General features: G+C 66.0%; 14 protein-coding genes. 10 read left to right on the top strand and 4 right to left on the bottom strand.

What is annotated here, in order from left to right:
• Positions 1 to 64: 64 nt before the first annotated feature.
• Positions 65 to 4,156 carry an ATP-dependent RNA helicase HrpA gene (hrpA, locus tag VG543_RS13950; RefSeq protein WP_423178698.1) on the bottom strand — a complete coding sequence of 1,364 codons (4,092 nt, stop codon included), beginning with the start codon at positions 4,154 to 4,156 and terminating at the stop codon, positions 65 to 67.
• Positions 4,157 to 4,242: 86 nt separating this feature from the next.
• On the opposite strand from hrpA, the gene VG543_RS13945 reads away from it, so the two are divergent.
• The 6 genes from VG543_RS13945 (at position 4,243) to VG543_RS13920 (ending at position 11,184) form a co-directional block, all read left to right on the top strand.
• Positions 4,243 to 4,791: a Dps family protein gene (locus VG543_RS13945; RefSeq protein WP_005418469.1), complete on the top strand. Its 549-nt coding sequence runs from the start codon at positions 4,243 to 4,245 to the stop codon at positions 4,789 to 4,791.
• A gap of 513 nt (positions 4,792 to 5,304) precedes the next feature.
• Complete coding sequence (gene recQ, locus VG543_RS13940; protein ID WP_423178699.1) at positions 5,305 to 7,110, top strand: DNA helicase RecQ; 1,806 nt, start codon at positions 5,305 to 5,307, stop codon at positions 7,108 to 7,110.
• Between the two features lie 194 nt (positions 7,111 to 7,304).
• Positions 7,305 to 7,685: a CopL family metal-binding regulatory protein gene (locus VG543_RS13935; protein WP_134731874.1), complete on the top strand. Its 381-nt coding sequence runs from the start codon at positions 7,305 to 7,307 to the stop codon at positions 7,683 to 7,685.
• Between the two features lie 74 nt (positions 7,686 to 7,759).
• The gene (locus VG543_RS13930) at positions 7,760 to 9,568 is read left to right on the top strand and encodes a copper resistance system multicopper oxidase (protein ID WP_164145332.1); all 1,809 of its coding nucleotides are present in this window, start codon (positions 7,760 to 7,762) and stop codon (positions 9,566 to 9,568) included.
• Positions 9,565 to 10,590, top strand: coding sequence for a copper resistance protein B (locus VG543_RS13925; protein WP_134731878.1), 1,026 nt, complete (start codon positions 9,565 to 9,567; stop codon positions 10,588 to 10,590). The genes VG543_RS13930 and VG543_RS13925 overlap by 4 nt, the downstream gene beginning before the upstream one ends.
• Before the next feature lie 81 nt (positions 10,591 to 10,671).
• Positions 10,672 to 11,184 carry a GNAT family N-acetyltransferase gene (locus VG543_RS13920; protein WP_423178700.1) on the top strand — a complete coding sequence of 171 codons (513 nt, stop codon included), beginning with the start codon at positions 10,672 to 10,674 and terminating at the stop codon, positions 11,182 to 11,184.
• Between the two features lie 86 nt (positions 11,185 to 11,270).
• On the opposite strand, the gene VG543_RS13915 is transcribed toward VG543_RS13920, so the two are convergent.
• Positions 11,271 to 11,579, bottom strand: a complete 309-nt coding sequence (locus VG543_RS13915) for a zf-TFIIB domain-containing protein (protein WP_346469405.1) — start codon at positions 11,577 to 11,579, stop codon at positions 11,271 to 11,273.
• Between the two features lie 150 nt (positions 11,580 to 11,729).
• On the opposite strand from VG543_RS13915, the gene VG543_RS13910 reads away from it, so the two are divergent.
• Positions 11,730 to 12,497, top strand: a complete 768-nt coding sequence (locus tag VG543_RS13910; RefSeq protein WP_346469404.1) for a type II CAAX prenyl endopeptidase Rce1 family protein — start codon at positions 11,730 to 11,732, stop codon at positions 12,495 to 12,497.
• 92 nt (positions 12,498 to 12,589) lie between these two features.
• The gene (locus VG543_RS13905) at positions 12,590 to 13,012 is read left to right on the top strand and encodes a response regulator (protein WP_191862576.1); all 423 of its coding nucleotides are present in this window, start codon (positions 12,590 to 12,592) and stop codon (positions 13,010 to 13,012) included.
• A gap of 76 nt (positions 13,013 to 13,088) precedes the next feature.
• Here VG543_RS13905 and VG543_RS13900 read toward each other — a convergent pair whose 3' ends face one another.
• Together VG543_RS13900 and VG543_RS13895 are read right to left on the bottom strand one after the other, a co-directional pair.
• Entirely contained in the window at positions 13,089 to 14,027 is a 939-nt protein-coding gene (locus VG543_RS13900; RefSeq protein WP_423178701.1) for an alpha/beta hydrolase, read from the bottom strand.
• 82 nt (positions 14,028 to 14,109) lie between these two features.
• The gene (locus VG543_RS13895; protein ID WP_058981528.1) at positions 14,110 to 14,949 is read right to left on the bottom strand and encodes an alpha/beta hydrolase; all 840 of its coding nucleotides are present in this window, start codon (positions 14,947 to 14,949) and stop codon (positions 14,110 to 14,112) included.
• Between the two features lie 173 nt (positions 14,950 to 15,122).
• Between VG543_RS13895 and VG543_RS13890 the strand changes: the two genes are divergently transcribed.
• Entirely contained in the window at positions 15,123 to 15,461 is a 339-nt protein-coding gene (locus tag VG543_RS13890; RefSeq protein ID WP_111102131.1) for a hypothetical protein, read from the top strand.
• A 671-nt stretch (positions 15,462 to 16,132) separates the two neighbouring features.
• Positions 16,133 to 16,642, top strand: a complete 510-nt coding sequence (locus tag VG543_RS13885; RefSeq protein ID WP_111098891.1) for a hypothetical protein — start codon at positions 16,133 to 16,135, stop codon at positions 16,640 to 16,642.
• Positions 16,643 to 16,786 lie beyond the last annotated feature (144 nt).

The following is a 16,786-nucleotide window of genomic DNA, read 5'->3' as shown; positions in this document are numbered from 1 at the left end:
GCACGGGAAGATGACGAGGCATCAAAAAAGCAGCCGAGCATGGGCTCGGCTCTACGTCATCACATCATCGGAGCCACGCCTGGCGCAGTGCGGCTACCCGCTGCGCCAGCTTCTTCGCCGAGATGCCGGTCCGCGCGCCCAGCTCCTGCGCGAACACCGACACCCGCAGCTCTTCCAGATCCCAGCGCAGCGCCTGCCATTGCGGGTGCTCGCGCAGGCCCTGCTGCTCAGCCACTTCCAGCGCTTCCAGGAACGGATGCAGTTCCAGCATGCGCGCCTGATCGCGCGGCGGATCACGCTTGGCGCGCTCGGTACGCAGGATCATCGCTTTCAGATAGCGCGGATACTGCGCCAATGCGTCGGCCGGTGTATCGCGCAGGAAGCCTGGATGGATCAGCCCGGCCAGCTGCGCCTCCATGTCGTCCAGGTTGCCGCGCGCCCAGCCCATCAGCGGCGCTTCCAGCATCGGCTTCAGTTCGGCCACCAGCGCCAGGATGGTCTCGGCCAGCTTCAGCCGCGACATGGCCTCACCGAACAGCGCCTTGGCCGCATGCTCGCGGCGCTGCTCGAAGGCCGCCGCATCGCGTATGTCTTCCAGGCCTTCAGCCAGTACGGCGTTCATCGCCGCATCAACCAGGTCGCCACGAAGGCGTTCCTGCGATTCGATCGCCGCATACAGCAGGCCCGTCTTGGCACCCACCGGCAACTGCTTGCGTGCCTGCTTCATCTTCTCGGCTAGCGCGATCTCCAGCAGGCGGCGCACACCCAGCGGATGAGCCGCCTGCGCCTGCTGCCGATCAGCGAAGATGCGCAGCGCCACGCTGTCGCCCTCGTCCAGCAGCGCCGGATAGGCCGGCACGCCGGCTTCGCCGGGCACCTGCAGCGGAATCGGCGTGGCCGGGAAGGTACGCAGGCCATCAGCCGCCATTTCACGTCCGGCGCGTGCAGCGAAGGCGTCGCCCGCGCGCCCACCGAACTTCGCGCGCAATGCGTCCAGGTCGCGCGAGGTGGCCAGCACCCTGCCCTGCTCGTCGCGCAGGCGCAGGTTCATGTGCAGGTGCGGTTCGATCGAGCCGGGCTCGAAATCGAGCGCGGTCACCGTGGCGCCTGTCGCGCGTGAGAGGAAACGCGCCAGTTCGCCGGTGATGGCATCGGCACTGGGTTGCGGGAACGCCTCGTAGAACGCGCGACCAAAGTCCGGCGCCGGCACGTAGTTGCGGCGCATCGCCTTGGGCAGGCTGCGAATCAGCGCCGCAGCCTTGTCGGCAACGAAGCCGGGCGCCAGCCAGCCCAGCTGCACCGGATCCAATGCGTTGAGCAGGTGCAGCGGTACGTCAAGGGTTACGCCGTCATCCTCGGCACCCGGCTCGAAGCGGTAATGCAGCGGCAATCGTGCCTGGCCCAGCGCGAGGTACTTCGGGTAGCGCTCCTGCTCACTGCCTTCGCCCGGCAACAGGTCGGCCAGCGACCAGTGCAGGGTCTTGCGCTGTTCCGGCGCAAGACCCTTCCACCAGGCATCCAGGCCGGAGGCCGAATGGATCTGCGGCGGCACCCGGTCCAGGTACCAGCGTGCCTGCCAGTCTTCGTCGGCAACGATGCCGGCGCGGCGCAGCTTGGCTTCTTCCTCGCGCGCGACCTCCAGCACCTTCTGGTTGTCGGCGACGAAACTGGCGCGGGTATTGATCTCGCCGGTCACCAGTGCCTGGCGCACGAAGATGTCATGCGCCTCGCCCGGCGCGATGCGGCCGTAATGGACCGGTTTCTTCGGTGCCAGCACCAGGCCGAACAGGCTGATCTGCTCAGACGCCAGCACCTGGCCCTGCGCGCGCGACCAGTGCGGGTCGAAGTGCTTGCGCAGCAGCAGGTGCGGCAGTTCGGCGATCACCCAGTCCGGCTCGATCGCGGCCAGGGTCATGCCCCATACCTTCTGCGTATCCAGCAGGTTGGCCACCAGCAGCCACGGCGGTGGCCGCTTGGCCAGCGCCGAACCGGGGAAAGGCAGGAAGCGGCGCTGGCGCGGCGCCTGGAAATCGCCCTTCTCGGTGCGGTGGCCGATCTGCGTCGGCAGGCCCGCCACCAACGCACGGTGCAGGGTCTGGTAGGCAGCGGCACGCACACGTTCGCTGAAACCGCCGCCAACCGGCGCCTGTTCCTTCTGCGCGCGCACGGCCACCGGCGCCGGTGCGGCCTCCGCCTTGCCTTCGCGGGCCAGGCGTGCAGCCCGGTGCAGCTGGCCCCGGGTCGCCTTCACCGCCGCCGCGTCATCGCGCGCCGGGGCCGGTGCAGTGCTGCCCGCCAGCAGCGGCGCCATCGATGCCTCGCTGGGCTCTTCCTTCCAGCCCAGTTCCTCGCACAGCAGGCGCAGCTGCCGGTGCAGCTCGCGCCATTCGCGCATGCGCAGGAAACCGAGGAAATGACGGCCACACCAGTCGCGCAGCTTGGACTGGGTCAGGTCTTCATGTGCCTGCCGGTAGGCATCCCACAGGCGCAGCACGCCGACGAACTCGGAGCGGCCGTCGGCAAACTGCGCATGCGCGCTGTCGGCCGCACCGCGCGCCTCGGGCGGGCGTTCGCGCGGATCCTGGATGCCCAGGAACGAGGCGATCACCAGCATCGGCCGCAGGCAGCCGGCGGCCTGCGCGGCCACCAGCATGCGCGCCAGCTTCACGTCCACCGGCAGGCGCGCCATCTGCTTGCCGATGGTGGTCAGGCGCCGTTCGGCATCGATCGCCCCCAGTTCGGTCAGCTGCTGCCAGCCATCGGCAACCGCGCGCTCGTCCGGCGCCTCCAGGAACGGAAACTCCTCGATGCGGCCCAGGCCCAGCTGCAGCATGCGCAGGATCACCCCGGCCAGGCTGGAGCGACGGATTTCCGGATCGGTGAACTCCGGCCGCGCCTGGAAATCGGCCTCAGCATACAGGCGGTAACAGATGCCCTCGGCGATACGGCCGCAGCGCCCCTTGCGCTGGTTGGCGCTGGCCTGCGAGATCGGCTCGATGTGCAGGCGGTCCAGCTTGTTGCGCGGGCTGTAGCGCTTGACGCGGGCGAAGCCCGGATCGACCACGTAACGGATGCGTGGCACCGTCAGCGAAGTTTCCGCCACGTTGGTGGCCAGCACGATGCGCCGGTTCGGCCCCGGATTGAACACCCGGTCCTGGTCCTGGTTGGACAGGCGCGCATACAGCGGAAGCACCTCGGTGTTGCGGTACTTGCGCCGTTCGAGCGACTGGTGCGCATCGCGGATCTCGCGCTCGCCCGGCAGGAAGATCAGCACGTCGCCGCGCGCATCCAGGCGGGTAATCTCGTCGACAGCCGACACGATGGCATCGTTGACGGTACGTTCGCCCTGGTCTTCACCCTCGCCTTCCAGCGCGCGGTAGCGCACCTCCACCGGGTAGGTGCGGCCCTCAACGCTGATCACCGGCGCATTGTCGAAATGCTGGGCGAAGCGTCCGGTGTCGATGGTGGCCGAAGTGACGATCAGCTTCAGGTCGGGGCGCTTGCGCAGCAGCTGCTTCAGGTAGCCCAGCAGGAAGTCGATGTTGAGGCTGCGCTCGTGCGCCTCGTCGACGATGATCGTGTCGTAGTTCGACAACCAGCGGTCGCTGGCAATCTCCGCCAGCAGGATGCCGTCAGTCATGAACTTGATGCGGCTGTCTTCGCTGACCTTGTCGTTGAAGCGCACCTGGTAGCCCACCAGCTGGCCCAGTTCACTCTGCAGTTCCTGTGCGACACGGCTGGCTACCGCACGTGCGGCAATCCGTCGCGGCTGGGTGCAGCCGATCATGCCGGCCTGGCCACGGCCGGCGGCCAGGCACAGTTTCGGCAGCTGGGTGGTCTTGCCCGAACCGGTTTCACCAGCGATCACCACGACCTGGTGGTCGCGGATCAGCCCGATGATGGCGTCGGCTTCACGCGCAATCGGCAGCTGCGGGTCCAGAGTAATGGACGGCTGCTGCTGCGCCCGCACCTGCCGGCGCTGCACCGACGCCTGCAAGGCCTGCTCGAAGGTGGCGGCCAGTGCCGCATCCTGTGGCTTGGCCTGGCAACGCGAGAGCATCCCCAGCAAACGGCCCCGGTCGCGGCTCATGGCGCCGTCGATGGCGGCGCGCTGTTGGCGCAGGCGGGGCGATGGATTTTTATCGATAGAGTTCATCAATCGGTTCGTTCAAAACTTTGAAAGCGACCAGTCATCACGACCGGTTTATTGTGAAGGCCAACGATTCCACAAGGAGGAACCCCATGGCGAAGACCAAGAGCACGACCAAGGCCAAGACCGGCAAGCAGAAGCTTGCGGCGGCGGCACCGTCGGCGCCGAACATCGATATCGGGATCACCCAGGGCGACCGCAAGAAGATCGCCGACGGTCTGTCGCGCTTCCAGGCCGATGCGTTCACGCTCTACCTGAAGACGCACAACTTCCACTGGAACGTGACCGGGTCGATGTTCAACTCGCTGCACACCATGTTCGAGACGCAGTACACCGAGCAGTGGGCGGCACTGGACGATGTGGCCGAGCGCATCCGCGCGCTGGGCTTCAATGCCCCGGGCTCCTACCGGGAATTCGCTGCGCTGACCTCGATCGTCGAGGAACCGGGCCTGACCGACAGTGCGGACTGGCGTGAAATGGTACGCCAGTTGGTGGTCGCCAACGAAGCGGTCTGCCGTACGGCCCGTGAAGTGCTGGACGTGGCGGCCAAGGGTGACGATGCCCCGACCGAGGATCTGATGACCCAGCGGCTGCAGACCCACGAGAAGTACGCCTGGATGCTGCGTTCCCTGCTGCAGTAAGGGTTGGCGGGGGCGGCAGGGCTGCGCCCTGCACCCGCAGAGGCAACTGCAACGTCAACGTCAAAAGCGGGCTATCCGTGGATTGGCGGGGCGGGTCCAGTTGCGGGGGACGCCGTGAATACGTCCATGTAGGCTCGGTCGCCGCATCCATGCGGCTCACGCCCCCGCAACCGGACCCACCCCGCCTTCGACAGTTTTCCGCGATCTGCCAGCAAAGCCATCTTGTTTGTCGATATCTGACTGTTTTCATCACGCATGGCGTGGATGGACCCTCCGTGACCGGGAAACCGTCGAAGGCGGGGCGGTGTGGGCTTGCAGGACCGTTGGCGCCATGGATGGCGCCATCGAGCCCCCAAGGACGGGTTTACGGCGTGTCCTGCAAGCCCACACCGCCCCGCCCAACCAGCAGACACCCCAGAGCAGGCTGTTGCCTTTGACGTTGCTCTGGCTTGAAGGCTTCTGCAGGTGCAGGGCGCAGCCCTGCCGACTCCCCCGCCGGGGTAAACTAGCGCGATGCCTTCCCGTCCCGCGCACGACCTGCTCCAACGCGTCTTTGGTTACGACGATTTCCGTGGTCCGCAGCAGGACATCGTGGAGCATGTCGCTGCCGGTCACGATGCCCTGGTGCTGATGCCCACCGGCGGTGGCAAGTCGCTGTGCTACCAGGTGCCGGCCCTGCTGCGTGACGGATGTGGCATCGTCATCTCGCCGCTGATCGCGCTGATGCAGGACCAGGTCGAAGCCCTGCGCCAGCTCGGCGTGCGTGCCGAGTACCTGAATTCAACCCTGGATGCCGAGACCGCCGGCCGCGTCGAGCGCGAACTGCTCGCGGGTGAGCTGGACATGCTCTATGTCGCTCCCGAGCGGCTGCTGACCGGCCGCTTCCTGTCGCTGCTGTCGCGCAGCCAGATCGCCCTGTTCGCCATCGACGAAGCCCACTGCGTGTCGCAGTGGGGCCACGACTTCCGCCCGGAATACCGCCAGCTGACCGTACTGCACGAGCGCTGGCCGCAGATCCCGCGGATCGCGCTCACCGCCACCGCCGACCCGCCGACCCAGCGCGAGATCGCCGAGCGCCTGGATCTGCAGGAAGCACGCCACTTCGTCAGCTCCTTCGACCGCCCCAACATCCGCTACACCGTGGTGCAGAAGGACAACGCGCGCAAGCAGCTGACCGATTTCCTGCGCGGCCACCGTGACGAGGCCGGCATCGTCTACTGCATGTCGCGGCGCAAGGTCGAGGAGACCGCTGAATTCCTCTGCGGCCAGGGCTTCAACGCCCTGCCCTACCACGCTGGCCTGCCGCCGGAAGTGCGCGCGAACAACCAGCGCCGCTTCCTGCGCGAGGACGGCATCGTCATGTGCGCCACCATCGCCTTCGGCATGGGCATCGACAAGCCGGACGTGCGCTTCGTGGCGCATACCGACCTGCCCAAGTCGATGGAAGGCTACTACCAGGAAACCGGCCGCGCTGGTCGTGATGGCGAAGCTGCCGAAGCCTGGCTGTGCTACGGCCTGGGCGACGTGGTACTGCTCAAGCAGATGATCGAACAATCCGAGGCGGGCGAAGAACGCAAGCAGCTGGAACGGGGCAAGCTCGACCACCTGCTGGGCTACTGCGAATCCATGCAATGCCGCCGCCAGGTGCTGCTGGCCGGTTTCGGCGAGACCTATCCCCAGCCCTGCGGCAACTGCGACAACTGCCTGACACCGCCGGCCTCATGGGACGCGACTATCCCAGCGCAGAAGGCGCTGAGCTGTGTCTACCGCAGCGGCCAGCGCTTCGGCGTCGGCCACCTGATCGACATCCTGCGGGGCAGCGAGAACGAGAAGGTCAAACAGCAGGGCCACGACAAGCTCAGTACCTATGCGATCGGCCGCGACCTGGATGCGCGCACCTGGCGCAGCGTGTTCCGCCAGCTGGTGGCCGCCAGCCTGCTGGAAGTGGACAGCGAGGGCCACGGTGGCCTGCGCCTGACCGATGCCAGCCGCGACGTGCTGACCGGTCGCCGCCAGATCAGCATGCGCCGCGACCCGGCCAGCAGCGCCAGCGGGCGCGAGCGCAGCGCGCAGCGCACCGGCCTGTCTGTGCTGCCGCAGGATCTGGCGCTGTTCAACGCGCTGCGCGGTCTGCGCGCCGAACTGGCCCGCGAACAGAACGTGCCGGCCTTCGTGATCTTCCACGACAGCACCCTGCGCAACATCGCCGAGCAGCGCCCGACCAGCCTGGATGAACTGGCACGGGTCGGCGGCATCGGCGGCACCAAGCTGAGCCGCTACGGCCCGCGCCTGGTCGAGATCGTGCGCGAAGAGGGGTAGCGCCGGGCGCCTGGCCAGGCGCCTCCCCATCGCCAACCGTGCGCTCGTCCCCCTGTAGAGCCGAGCCCACGCTCGGCTGCTTCTGCGTGAACGGCAGCCGAGCGTGGGCCGGCTCTACACTGGTGCAGGTCCAACCTTGAACCGCCCATTCAGCCGGAGGTGCATCCACGGCCGCTTGCGGCTAGATTAGCGCCATGTCCCTCGCCTCGACCCTGCTCCGTGTCGTGCTCATGCTCAGCCTGCTGCTCAACGGGCTGAACGCGGCCATGGCCAGTGGTCACGAGGAAATGGGCCGGATGGCCCACGCGGTAGCCGCCCTTGATGGCGGCGATGCCGACTGCCACCACCACGCCGCCATGCAGGCCGACGAGGCCCCGCAGGCCAAGGCCCCCGCCCACGACGCCCACTGCCAGATCAAGGACTGCGTGCGCAGTTGCGCCCAGCACCCGCTGCTGGTGGTGCAGCCTTTGCCGTATCTGGCGGGCCCGGCACTGTCGCTGGCGCCGCAGCCGATGCCGGCCACTGGCCGGCCGGCGCCGCCGCTGCCGCCCATCTCACGCCCTCCCATCGGCTGATTCCACACGCATCGTGCGCCCTGCGCACCGTAGCCGGCCCCTGCCGGCATCTTTACGTGTCTGGAGTCACCACCATGAATACCCGCATTCCCCCCGGTCCGGGCGCTGTGCCCATGCCGTCGCGCCGCCTGTTCGTGCAGGGCCTGGCCGCCGGTGGCGTGGTTGCCGGCATCGCCGCTGTCGGCGTGCCGCAGCGTACGCTCGCCTCCGCCACGGCCGCCCCGCGCCTGGCCGGCGCCCCGGCCGTGCTCAGCGATACCCGCATCGAACTGGCCATCGGCGAATCGCTGGCCAACTTCACCGGGCGCACCCGCCCGGCGATCACCGTCAACGGATCGCTGCCGGCACCGATCCTGCGCTGGCGCGAAGGGCAGACCGTGGACCTGTTCGTGCGCAACACGCTGGAGCGCCACCCGACCTCGATCCACTGGCACGGCATCCTGCTGCCGGCCAACATGGACGGCGTGCCCGGCCTGAGCTTCAACGGCATCGGCCCCGGCGAGACCTACCACTACCACTTCCAGCTGAAGCAGTCGGGCACCTACTGGTACCACAGCCATTCGATGTTCCAGGAGCAGGCCGGCCTGTACGGTGCACTGATCATCGATCCGGCCGAGCCAGCGCCGTACCACCACGACCGCGAGCACGTGATCCTGCTGTCCGACTGGACCGACATGGACCCGGGTGCGTTGTTCCGCCGCATGAAGAAGCTTGCCGAGCACGACAACTACTACAAGCGCACCCTTCCCGACTTCCTGCGCGATGCGAAGCGTGACGGCTGGTCGGCCGCGCTGTCCGACCGCGGCATGTGGGGCCGGATGCGGATGACGCCCACCGACATCTCCGACATCAACGCGCACACCTACACCTACCTGATGAACGGTACGGCGCCAGCCGGCAACTGGACCGGGCTGTTCCGCAGCGGGGAAAAGGTACTGCTGCGCTTCATCAATGGCGCCTCGATGACCTACTTCGATGTGCGCATTCCCGGCCTGAAGATGACCGTGGTCGCCGCCGATGGCCAGTACATCCATCCGGTCAGCATCGATGAGTTCCGCATCGCTCCCGCCGAAACCTACGATGTGCTGGTCGAGCCCACCGGCCAGGACGCGTTTACCATCTTCTGCCAGGACATGGGCCGCACCGGCTACGCCGCCGGAACACTGGCCGTTCGCCATGGCCTGCAGGCACCGATTCCCGCGCGCGACCCACGCCCGTTGTTGACGATGAGCGACATGGGGCACGACATGGGCAGTGGTGGCCACGGTGGCCACGACATGGCCGCGATGAAGGGCATGGAAGGCAGCTGCGGCGCCAGCATGGGCCACGGCGCGCACGGCGGCGATACCGCCAGCAAGGCACCGAAGCATCCGGCCAGCGAACGCAACAACCCGCTGGTGGACATGCAGAGTTCGGCCACCGAACCGAAGCTGGACGACCCCGGCATCGGCCTGCGCGACAACGGCCGCAAGGTCCTGACCTACGGCGCGATGCGCAGCCTGTTCGAAGACCCCGATGGCCGCGAGCCCAGTCGTGAAGTCGAGCTGCACCTGACCGGCCACATGGAGAAATTCTCCTGGTCGTTCGACGGCATCCCGTTCGCCAGCGCCGAGCCGCTGCGGCTGAACTACGGCGAACGCATGCGCATCGTGCTGGTCAACGACACCATGATGCAGCACCCGATCCATCTGCACGGCGTGTGGAGCGATCTGGAAAACGCACAAGGCGAATTCCAGGTGCGCAAGCACACCATCGACATGCCACCCGGTACACGCCGCAGCTACCGCGTGCGCGCCGACGCGCTCGGCCGCTGGGCCTATCACTGCCATCTGCTGTACCACATGGAAGCGGGCATGATGCGCGAAGTGAGGATCGAAGAATGAGCCGCTCACTGCTTTCCCCCAGCCTGCTGGCCCTGGGCCTGGCCGCCGCGTTGCCGGTGTTCGCGCAGTCGCACGCCGGCCATGACATGGGCGCGATGAACGTGCCTGCGAAGAGCGCGAAGACCCCGGCCGAAACGGTCGATCATTCAAAGATGGATCATTCGGAGATGGACATGGGTGCGGCGGATCACGCCGGCATGGACCACTCCACGATGGACCACTCGAAGATGGACCATGGCGCGATGCAGCCAGCGGCGATGGACCATTCGCAGATGGACCACGGGGCGATGGGCCACGGCACGCCTGCACCCACCGAACCGCGCGAACCGATCCCGGTCCCGACTGATGCCGACCGCGCCGCCGCCTTCCCGCCGATCGCGCATGGCGCGATGGAACACGCGCCGGAGATCAACAGCCTGCTGCTGATCGACCGGCTTGAGCATTGGGATGGCAAGAGCAGCAACGGCCAGGCCTGGGAAGCCACCGGCTGGATCGGCGGCAACATCAACCGCCTGTGGCTGCGCACCGATGGCGAACGCAGCCGCGGCCGCACCGAATCGTCGTCACTGGAAGCACTGTATGGTCGCAGCGTGTCGCCGTGGTGGGACGTGCTGGTCGGCGTGCGCCAGGACTTCCGCCCGTCCGACTCGCGCACATGGGCGGCCATCGGCATCCAGGGTCTGGCGCCGTACAAGTTCGAAAGCTCGGCCACGCTGTACATGGGCTCCGGCGGCCAGGTGCTGGCCAAGGCCGAGGTCGAGTACGACGTGCTGTTGACCAACCGCCTGATCCTGCAGCCGCTGCTGGAAGCCACCGTTGCGGCCAAGGATGAACCGGAGTACGGCATTGGTCGCGGACTGAACAAGGTCGAAGCCGGGCTGCGCCTGCGCTATGAGTTCAGCCGTCGCTTCGCGCCGTACATCGGCATCAGCCACGAACGTACGTTTGGCGACACCGCCGACTATGCCGGTGACCACGCGCGCGACACGCGTTGGGTGGCGGGCGTGCGCATGTGGTTCTGAGCAGCGGTTCGTGAGCAATGGCCAGCCCCGGCAGCCGCCGGGGCCGGCTACACTGCGCCACGTTCCAATGCAGGCACCGCCATGTCGTTGCAGATCCGCCGCGCCACCCTTGCCGATGTCGATGCGCTGTCGGCGATCGCCATCGCCACGTACAACGAAACCTGGGGCGATTCCTATCCGCCGCAGAAGCTGCACGATTTCCTGCAGGCGCACTACAGCAGCGAACCGCAGCGCATCGAACTGTCCGACCCACGCAGTGCCATCTGGCTGTTGCTGGACGGTGACGCCGTGGTCGGCTATCTGGCCGCCGGTGCCAACACCTTGCCGCACACGGATGCACGCGAGGGTGACATCGAGCTGAAGCGGTTCTACATTCTGGCTGCACACCAGAACGGCGGCCATGGTGCACGCATGATGGACGCGTTCATGGCCTGGCTGGACCAGCCGCAGCGCCGCACCCTGTGGGTGGGCGTATGGGAAGAAAACTTCGGCGCGCAGCGCTTCTACGCGCGCTATGGCTGCAGCAAAGTGGGCGAGTACGACTTCATCGTCGGCGATACCCACGACCGCGAGTTTATCCTTCGGCGGCCGTGATCACGTCTTTGTAGAGTCGAGCCATGCTCGGCTATTGGCGGCAACAGCCAGTCGAGCATGGCTCGACTCTACAGAGAGCGAAGCGCCTAGAAGTCGAACAACTCGGAGAGGAAGCTCTCCTTCTTCTTTTTCTTGTAGCCGTGGCCACGGTTGTCCTCGTAGCGCTGGCCGAGGTGGCGGGTATCACGGTGCATCACCGGTGGCGGCGTGGACGCCGGCTGAGCCTGCACGGGCGCTGGCGGAGGTACCGCAGCACCGGCGCCCGCACGTTCGATGATCTTGTCCAGCTCGCCACGATCCAGCCACACACCTCGGCAGCCAGGACAATAGTCGATCTCGATGCCATGGCGTTCGGCCGTCTGCAGGGTCTGGGTCTTGCACACGGGGCACAGCATCGGCATTGCTCCTGTCGGTCTGGTAACGACTGTACCTGCCCTGTGATGACTGTGCGGCAACACATGACCGATAGCACAGGGACTTCCGGCGCGTGCCAGCGTCCCTCGCCATCTTCCACACTGCAAGCTGGTTCCGCAGGGAGTGCGTGCATGACCGTCCTGTCCCGCCTGCCCAGCGCCGCGCGCCTGCTGCTGGTGCTGTTCGGCGTTGGCGTTGGCCTGAATCTGCGCGACATCGCAGCCGCCGCAGGCACGCCGATTCCCGCCTTGCCCATTGCTTACGGCGGCAGCCTGCTCGACAACGCGCTGGCCGTGCTCGTGGCACTTCTGCTGGCCGCGCTGCTGCGGCCACGCGGGATGGGCCTGATGGCCAGCCTGGGGCTGCGCGGCAACGGCTGGAGCGGCCCGATGTGGGTACTGCTGGCCAGCCTGCCCTGCTGGCTGGGCCTGGCGCTGCTCGGTGCACCGAACAAGGCACTGACCGTACTGGATGCCACCATGCTGGCGGTGCTGTTCCCGCTGGCCGAGGAAGTACTCTTCCGCGGCCTGGGCTTCGTGCTGCTGGTGAAGATCGTGCGCGGCCCCTGGCCATGGCTCGCACTGCAGCAGGCGCTGCTGTTCGGCATGGTGCACTGGCTCGGCTTCGGCGGGTTCGACGGTGGCGGCATCGCGCTGTTCGTCGGCGCAGTGATCGCCCTCGGTGGCTTCATCTTCGCTTGGCTCGACCACCTCGACGGCGACACGCTGTGGTGCGGCCTGGCCCTGCACGTTTCGATGAACCTGGCCTGGAATGTGTTCAGCCTCGACGACGCCGTTGCTTTGGGCTGGCAGGCCACCGGTCTGCGCGTCGGCACCGCCCTGCTCGCGGTCGCGGTGCTGGCCTGGCACGTGCGGCTCCGGCGCCAGAGAAGCCTGTAACGCCCGCTTAGCCTGCCGTGCACGTCGGGATCACTACTGGCTTGCGCATACTTGCGCGCCATTTCACCGTTGCTGTCCGGAGTTGTCGCGTCATGTTGCTGTCCAAGCGCCACGTCGAACCCCGCGTCCTGCTCATCGAGGACGCCGAGGAAACCCGCGAACTGAGTCGACTGGCGCTGGAAAGCCAGGCCTGCCACGTGGCGGGCGTGAGCTCTGCCGAAGCGGCATTGGGCCTACTGTCCGCCGGTGAGCGTTTCGACTTGCTGTTCACCGACGTGAATCTGGGGGCAATCAGTGGCATTGAAGCCGCCAACCGGGTCCGCGGCCTGTATCCCCAGCTGCCGATCCTGGTGACGTCGGGCATGGACCAGCACCAGGTGCTGCCGCAGCTGCGCGACGGCATCCATTTCCTGCCCAAGCCGTACAACATGAGCGAGCTGCTCGACGCCATCCGGCTGTGCTTCCGGCATGCCGATGTGGGCGTATTGACCGGGCCGGATGCACAGGCGGCCTGAGGCGTTCATCCATGCATGGCGTGCATCTACTGCAATGGCCCTGTAGATCCACGCCATGCGTGGATGGCGCCCATCATCAACCGCTGCTGTACGGCCCGCTACCCGGGAACACCTTCAGCAGCGCACGGGTGATCGTGTCCGGGTAGACGGTGAAGTGATCCTCGCCATCGATCACTATGTTCTCCACCTTCAACGATCGCCCGCTGCTGCGCAGCTGCTCGGCGAATTCGGCGTTGTGGCGCAACATGTCGTTGCGGGTGAAATAACGCGGTTCGGGCTTGACCGTTTCAAAGCTGCCCACCGACAGCACCACCGTGGTCGGCTGCGCCGGCGCCTTGGCCTCGGCCTGCATGCGCGGCACCCGATGGTCGTCGAACCACAGTGATGGGCTGGAGAGGATGTAGGTGCGGAACATGTCCGGGCGCGTGGTCAGCACATAGGCGCCGAACAGGCCACCATAGGAATGACCCGCATAGGCGCGCCGCGCCGGATCAGTGCGGTAGCGCGCATCGATCATCGGCAGCACCCGCTCGGCGAGGAAATCGCGATAGTGCGCCGCGCCGCCGTAGCTGACGTCGTCGCTGTAGTCACGCGGATCGGTACGCGCCGGATCGCTGGGCGTGTAATCGCGCGAGCGGCTCTGCTTGGACGTCAGGCCTTCCTGCGGCGGCAGCCCGACCAGGATGAAATCCTCCAGGTTCACGCCCTTCTGGCCCACCAGGTTGCGCACGCTGCGCACCAGCGGGAAGCTGTACAGCGCGTCGGTCACGTACAGCACCGGATAGTGCTTCTCCGGATGTGCGGCGTAGTCGGCCGGCAACGCCACCCAGACCGGATAATCGCGGCCGATCGGATCGTGCACGCGCAGCGCTTCGGTATCCGGCAGCACCACGCCCGACACAGCGGCGGCCGGGCTCTCCTTCGCTTCACTCTGCGCTGCCGGCGGCGCCACCGACATCGCACAGCCACTCACGGCCAGGCAGGCCGCCACACTCCATCCACGCACACGCTGCATCCACACGCTCCCATTGCGGGCGGCGCACCGGATGGCGCCGCTGCCGCATCCTTGCATGGTGCGCAATCCACTGCCAGTGCGGTCAGGGCGAGGCCGGCGGCGCCGGGAACAGTGTGCGCAGCGCCTGCAATGCGGCCGGATGATAGATCGTAGCGTGGGTTTCTTCCGGCAACGGCAGGTACTTCACCAGCGGCGACGGCGAAGCCTGCTGCAGCAACTCGGCCAGTCGTGCAGTGGATGCGGCCAGCTCCGGCTGCCCACTGCTGGCCAGGAATACGCGCGGCTGCGCACGCGTCACCGCCGGCAGCTGTTTGGCTGCGCCGGCCAGCATTGCGCCACGGTTCCACCACAGGCTGGGGTCCAGCGCGATGTAGCTGTTGAACAACGTTGGCTCCTGCAGCAGCGTCTCGACCACGAACAGGCCGGCCAGCGATTCACCGATCAGCGCGCGCTCGTCGGTGGTCGGGTAGCGCTGGCGCACCTGCGGCATCAGCTCTTCGCGCAGGAACGCGCGGTAGGCCGCCGAACCACCAATGCGCGGCGCGATCTTCCGGTCCTGCGGGTCGTTGCTGGGGCCGGTCATGTCGCGGCGGCGCTCGGTGTTCTCGATGCCAACCAGCAGGAACGGACGCATGCTGCCGTTGCCGCTCAGCACCTGCACCAGCCCGGCCACATGCAGGAAGTCCTCACCGATGCCGCCATCGGCCATGTACAGCACCGGCAGCGGCGCCTTCGGATCCAGGCCCCACGGCTGCGGGCGGTAAACATTGATGCGGCGGGTTTCGCCCAGCGCCTTCGACCCGATGGTGAAGGTCTCGCCGATGACCAAAGGCGAGGCGGCAGCGGGCGGCGCGGTTTCTGCAGCCATCAGCGGCGCGGCGGAGACAGCGGACAACAACAGCGACAGCACGATCAGACGCATGGGGCGGTCCATATTGGGAAAGCGCTGAGAATAGACCGCCGGAGGCACTGTCGTTCGCGGCACTTTGCCGATCGACCGGAACTGGAGCACCATGGAGTCGGTGATGGTCATGCAACGCGCACCATGGCTCACGGACTGGTCACCGCCACGCTCATATCCACAAGGAGGTTCCCATGTTGAGTGTATTGATCGCCACCGCCCTTGCCGCCGCCTCACCTCAGGCCAGCAGCACTCCGCCAGCATCCGCAGCATATGCGGACTGCCTGCTCGCCCACCTCCAACCGGGATTGTCCGACCACGCGATCCCGCTGCTGCAGCAGGCCTGCGTCGCGAAGCATCCGGAGAGCTACGTCGCATATTCAGAACTGGAACGCCGGATCAGCGCGCAGCGCCGGGCTGACTTTGACGCGGCTCAAGCGGAAGCCGTGCGTTCCGCGAATGCGGCAGCGACGGCCGCACAGCAAGCTGCCGACGCGGCGACCGCAAAAGCCAAGGGAATGCGGACGAAGTAGAGGCCCTGGACCAGGCAACAAAAAAGGCACCGCATTGCGATGCCTTTCTGAATGACCTGGGTCATGGGATGCAGTGGTTGGCCGTGAAGGATTCGAACCTTCGACCAAAAGATTAAGAGTAACTGGGTAATTTCATTACTTTCAATGGGTTACGCCGCCACTCGTTCCACTTCAATCTTTAAAGCGGGCGCTTGTAAGCCTTGAGCCACAACGGGCGCAGGAATTTTGCGGAACGGATTTCCTCCCCCTCCAGTTGCCTCAACAAGGCCTACCCCATCCCCCCGAATGACGGATCCTGGTCGGCCTTGGCCAGCCGGTTGCCCCGGACCCTCTCCTGCCATTCCAGAATCTTGGCGACGTCCCGACGCCCCCCCCCGCCGTGACCGATGACCCAATGTCGGAAGTGGCTGAGGTGGGCCACGATCGCACCGTCATCAACCTCAAGAGCGAATGGTTGGACACCTGGCTCAACTCCCGACCCTAACCATATGGATGAGCTGCAAATGGCGATGGACGATCCGCAGCGCCCCTACTACTAACACGCGCTTGAAAAGGCGGCGCAAGGACGCAATGGGCCCTGCAATGCAGGGCCATTTGCAACCTAACATCGGTGTTGACCAGCGCGGCTACTACCCACCGCACGGAAGAGTCCTTTCAGCGCGCTGCAACAAGTGCCTCAGCTTTACGAGAGGGCGACATCCGCCCTTTATATGCTCTTTCTTTCGGGCGGCTCAGATATCCCAATTCGCGACGGGGTGCCAGCCGCCCTCCACGTAGCAATGCATGTGCGGGCCGCGCTGACCGAATTCGTGGGCATAGAAGAAGCAATGAATAACGCAGGACACGCCTATAGGATTACGAGCAGCACAAGTCCACTTCTTCATTTCATGCGGATGCTTCGCAACTATCAAATCCACATTGGTAGCCAGCCAATGGCAAGAAAGACCGTGGATATAATCTTCGGCGGCAAGGATGCCGTCATCGAAGTCGCCACTATCGACAACCTGCACGCCGACGACTTCATGCAGCTGGACACTATGAGGAAGTACAACTCATACAGCCGGAATGAAGTGGAGCGAATGATTGACTTGTTTCGCGAGCAGCAGGAGCGGCTGGGTGTGTACGAAATTCTTAGGCAAGGGACCAATCGCCTAATCTATGAAGTGCTTCAGCACATCTAAAGACGCGTATACGAACACCCCCACAGTACAGACATCAGGGTGCACAATCATTCCACTGAAGCTTGTGAGTTACGTCTCAGTGCCCGAGGGGAGACAGTGCTAGGCTCGCGCATCGAGAAGCGTGAAAGCCTCCATGATTTGTTA

The organism is Stenotrophomonas sp. CASM101, from assembly GCF_049384845.1.
In the GTDB taxonomy this organism is placed as follows: Bacteria; Pseudomonadota; Gammaproteobacteria; order Xanthomonadales; family Xanthomonadaceae; genus Stenotrophomonas; species Stenotrophomonas hibiscicola.
The sequence above is the reverse complement of the archived record's forward strand: the minus strand, read 5'-3'. Positions and strand labels throughout refer to the sequence as shown.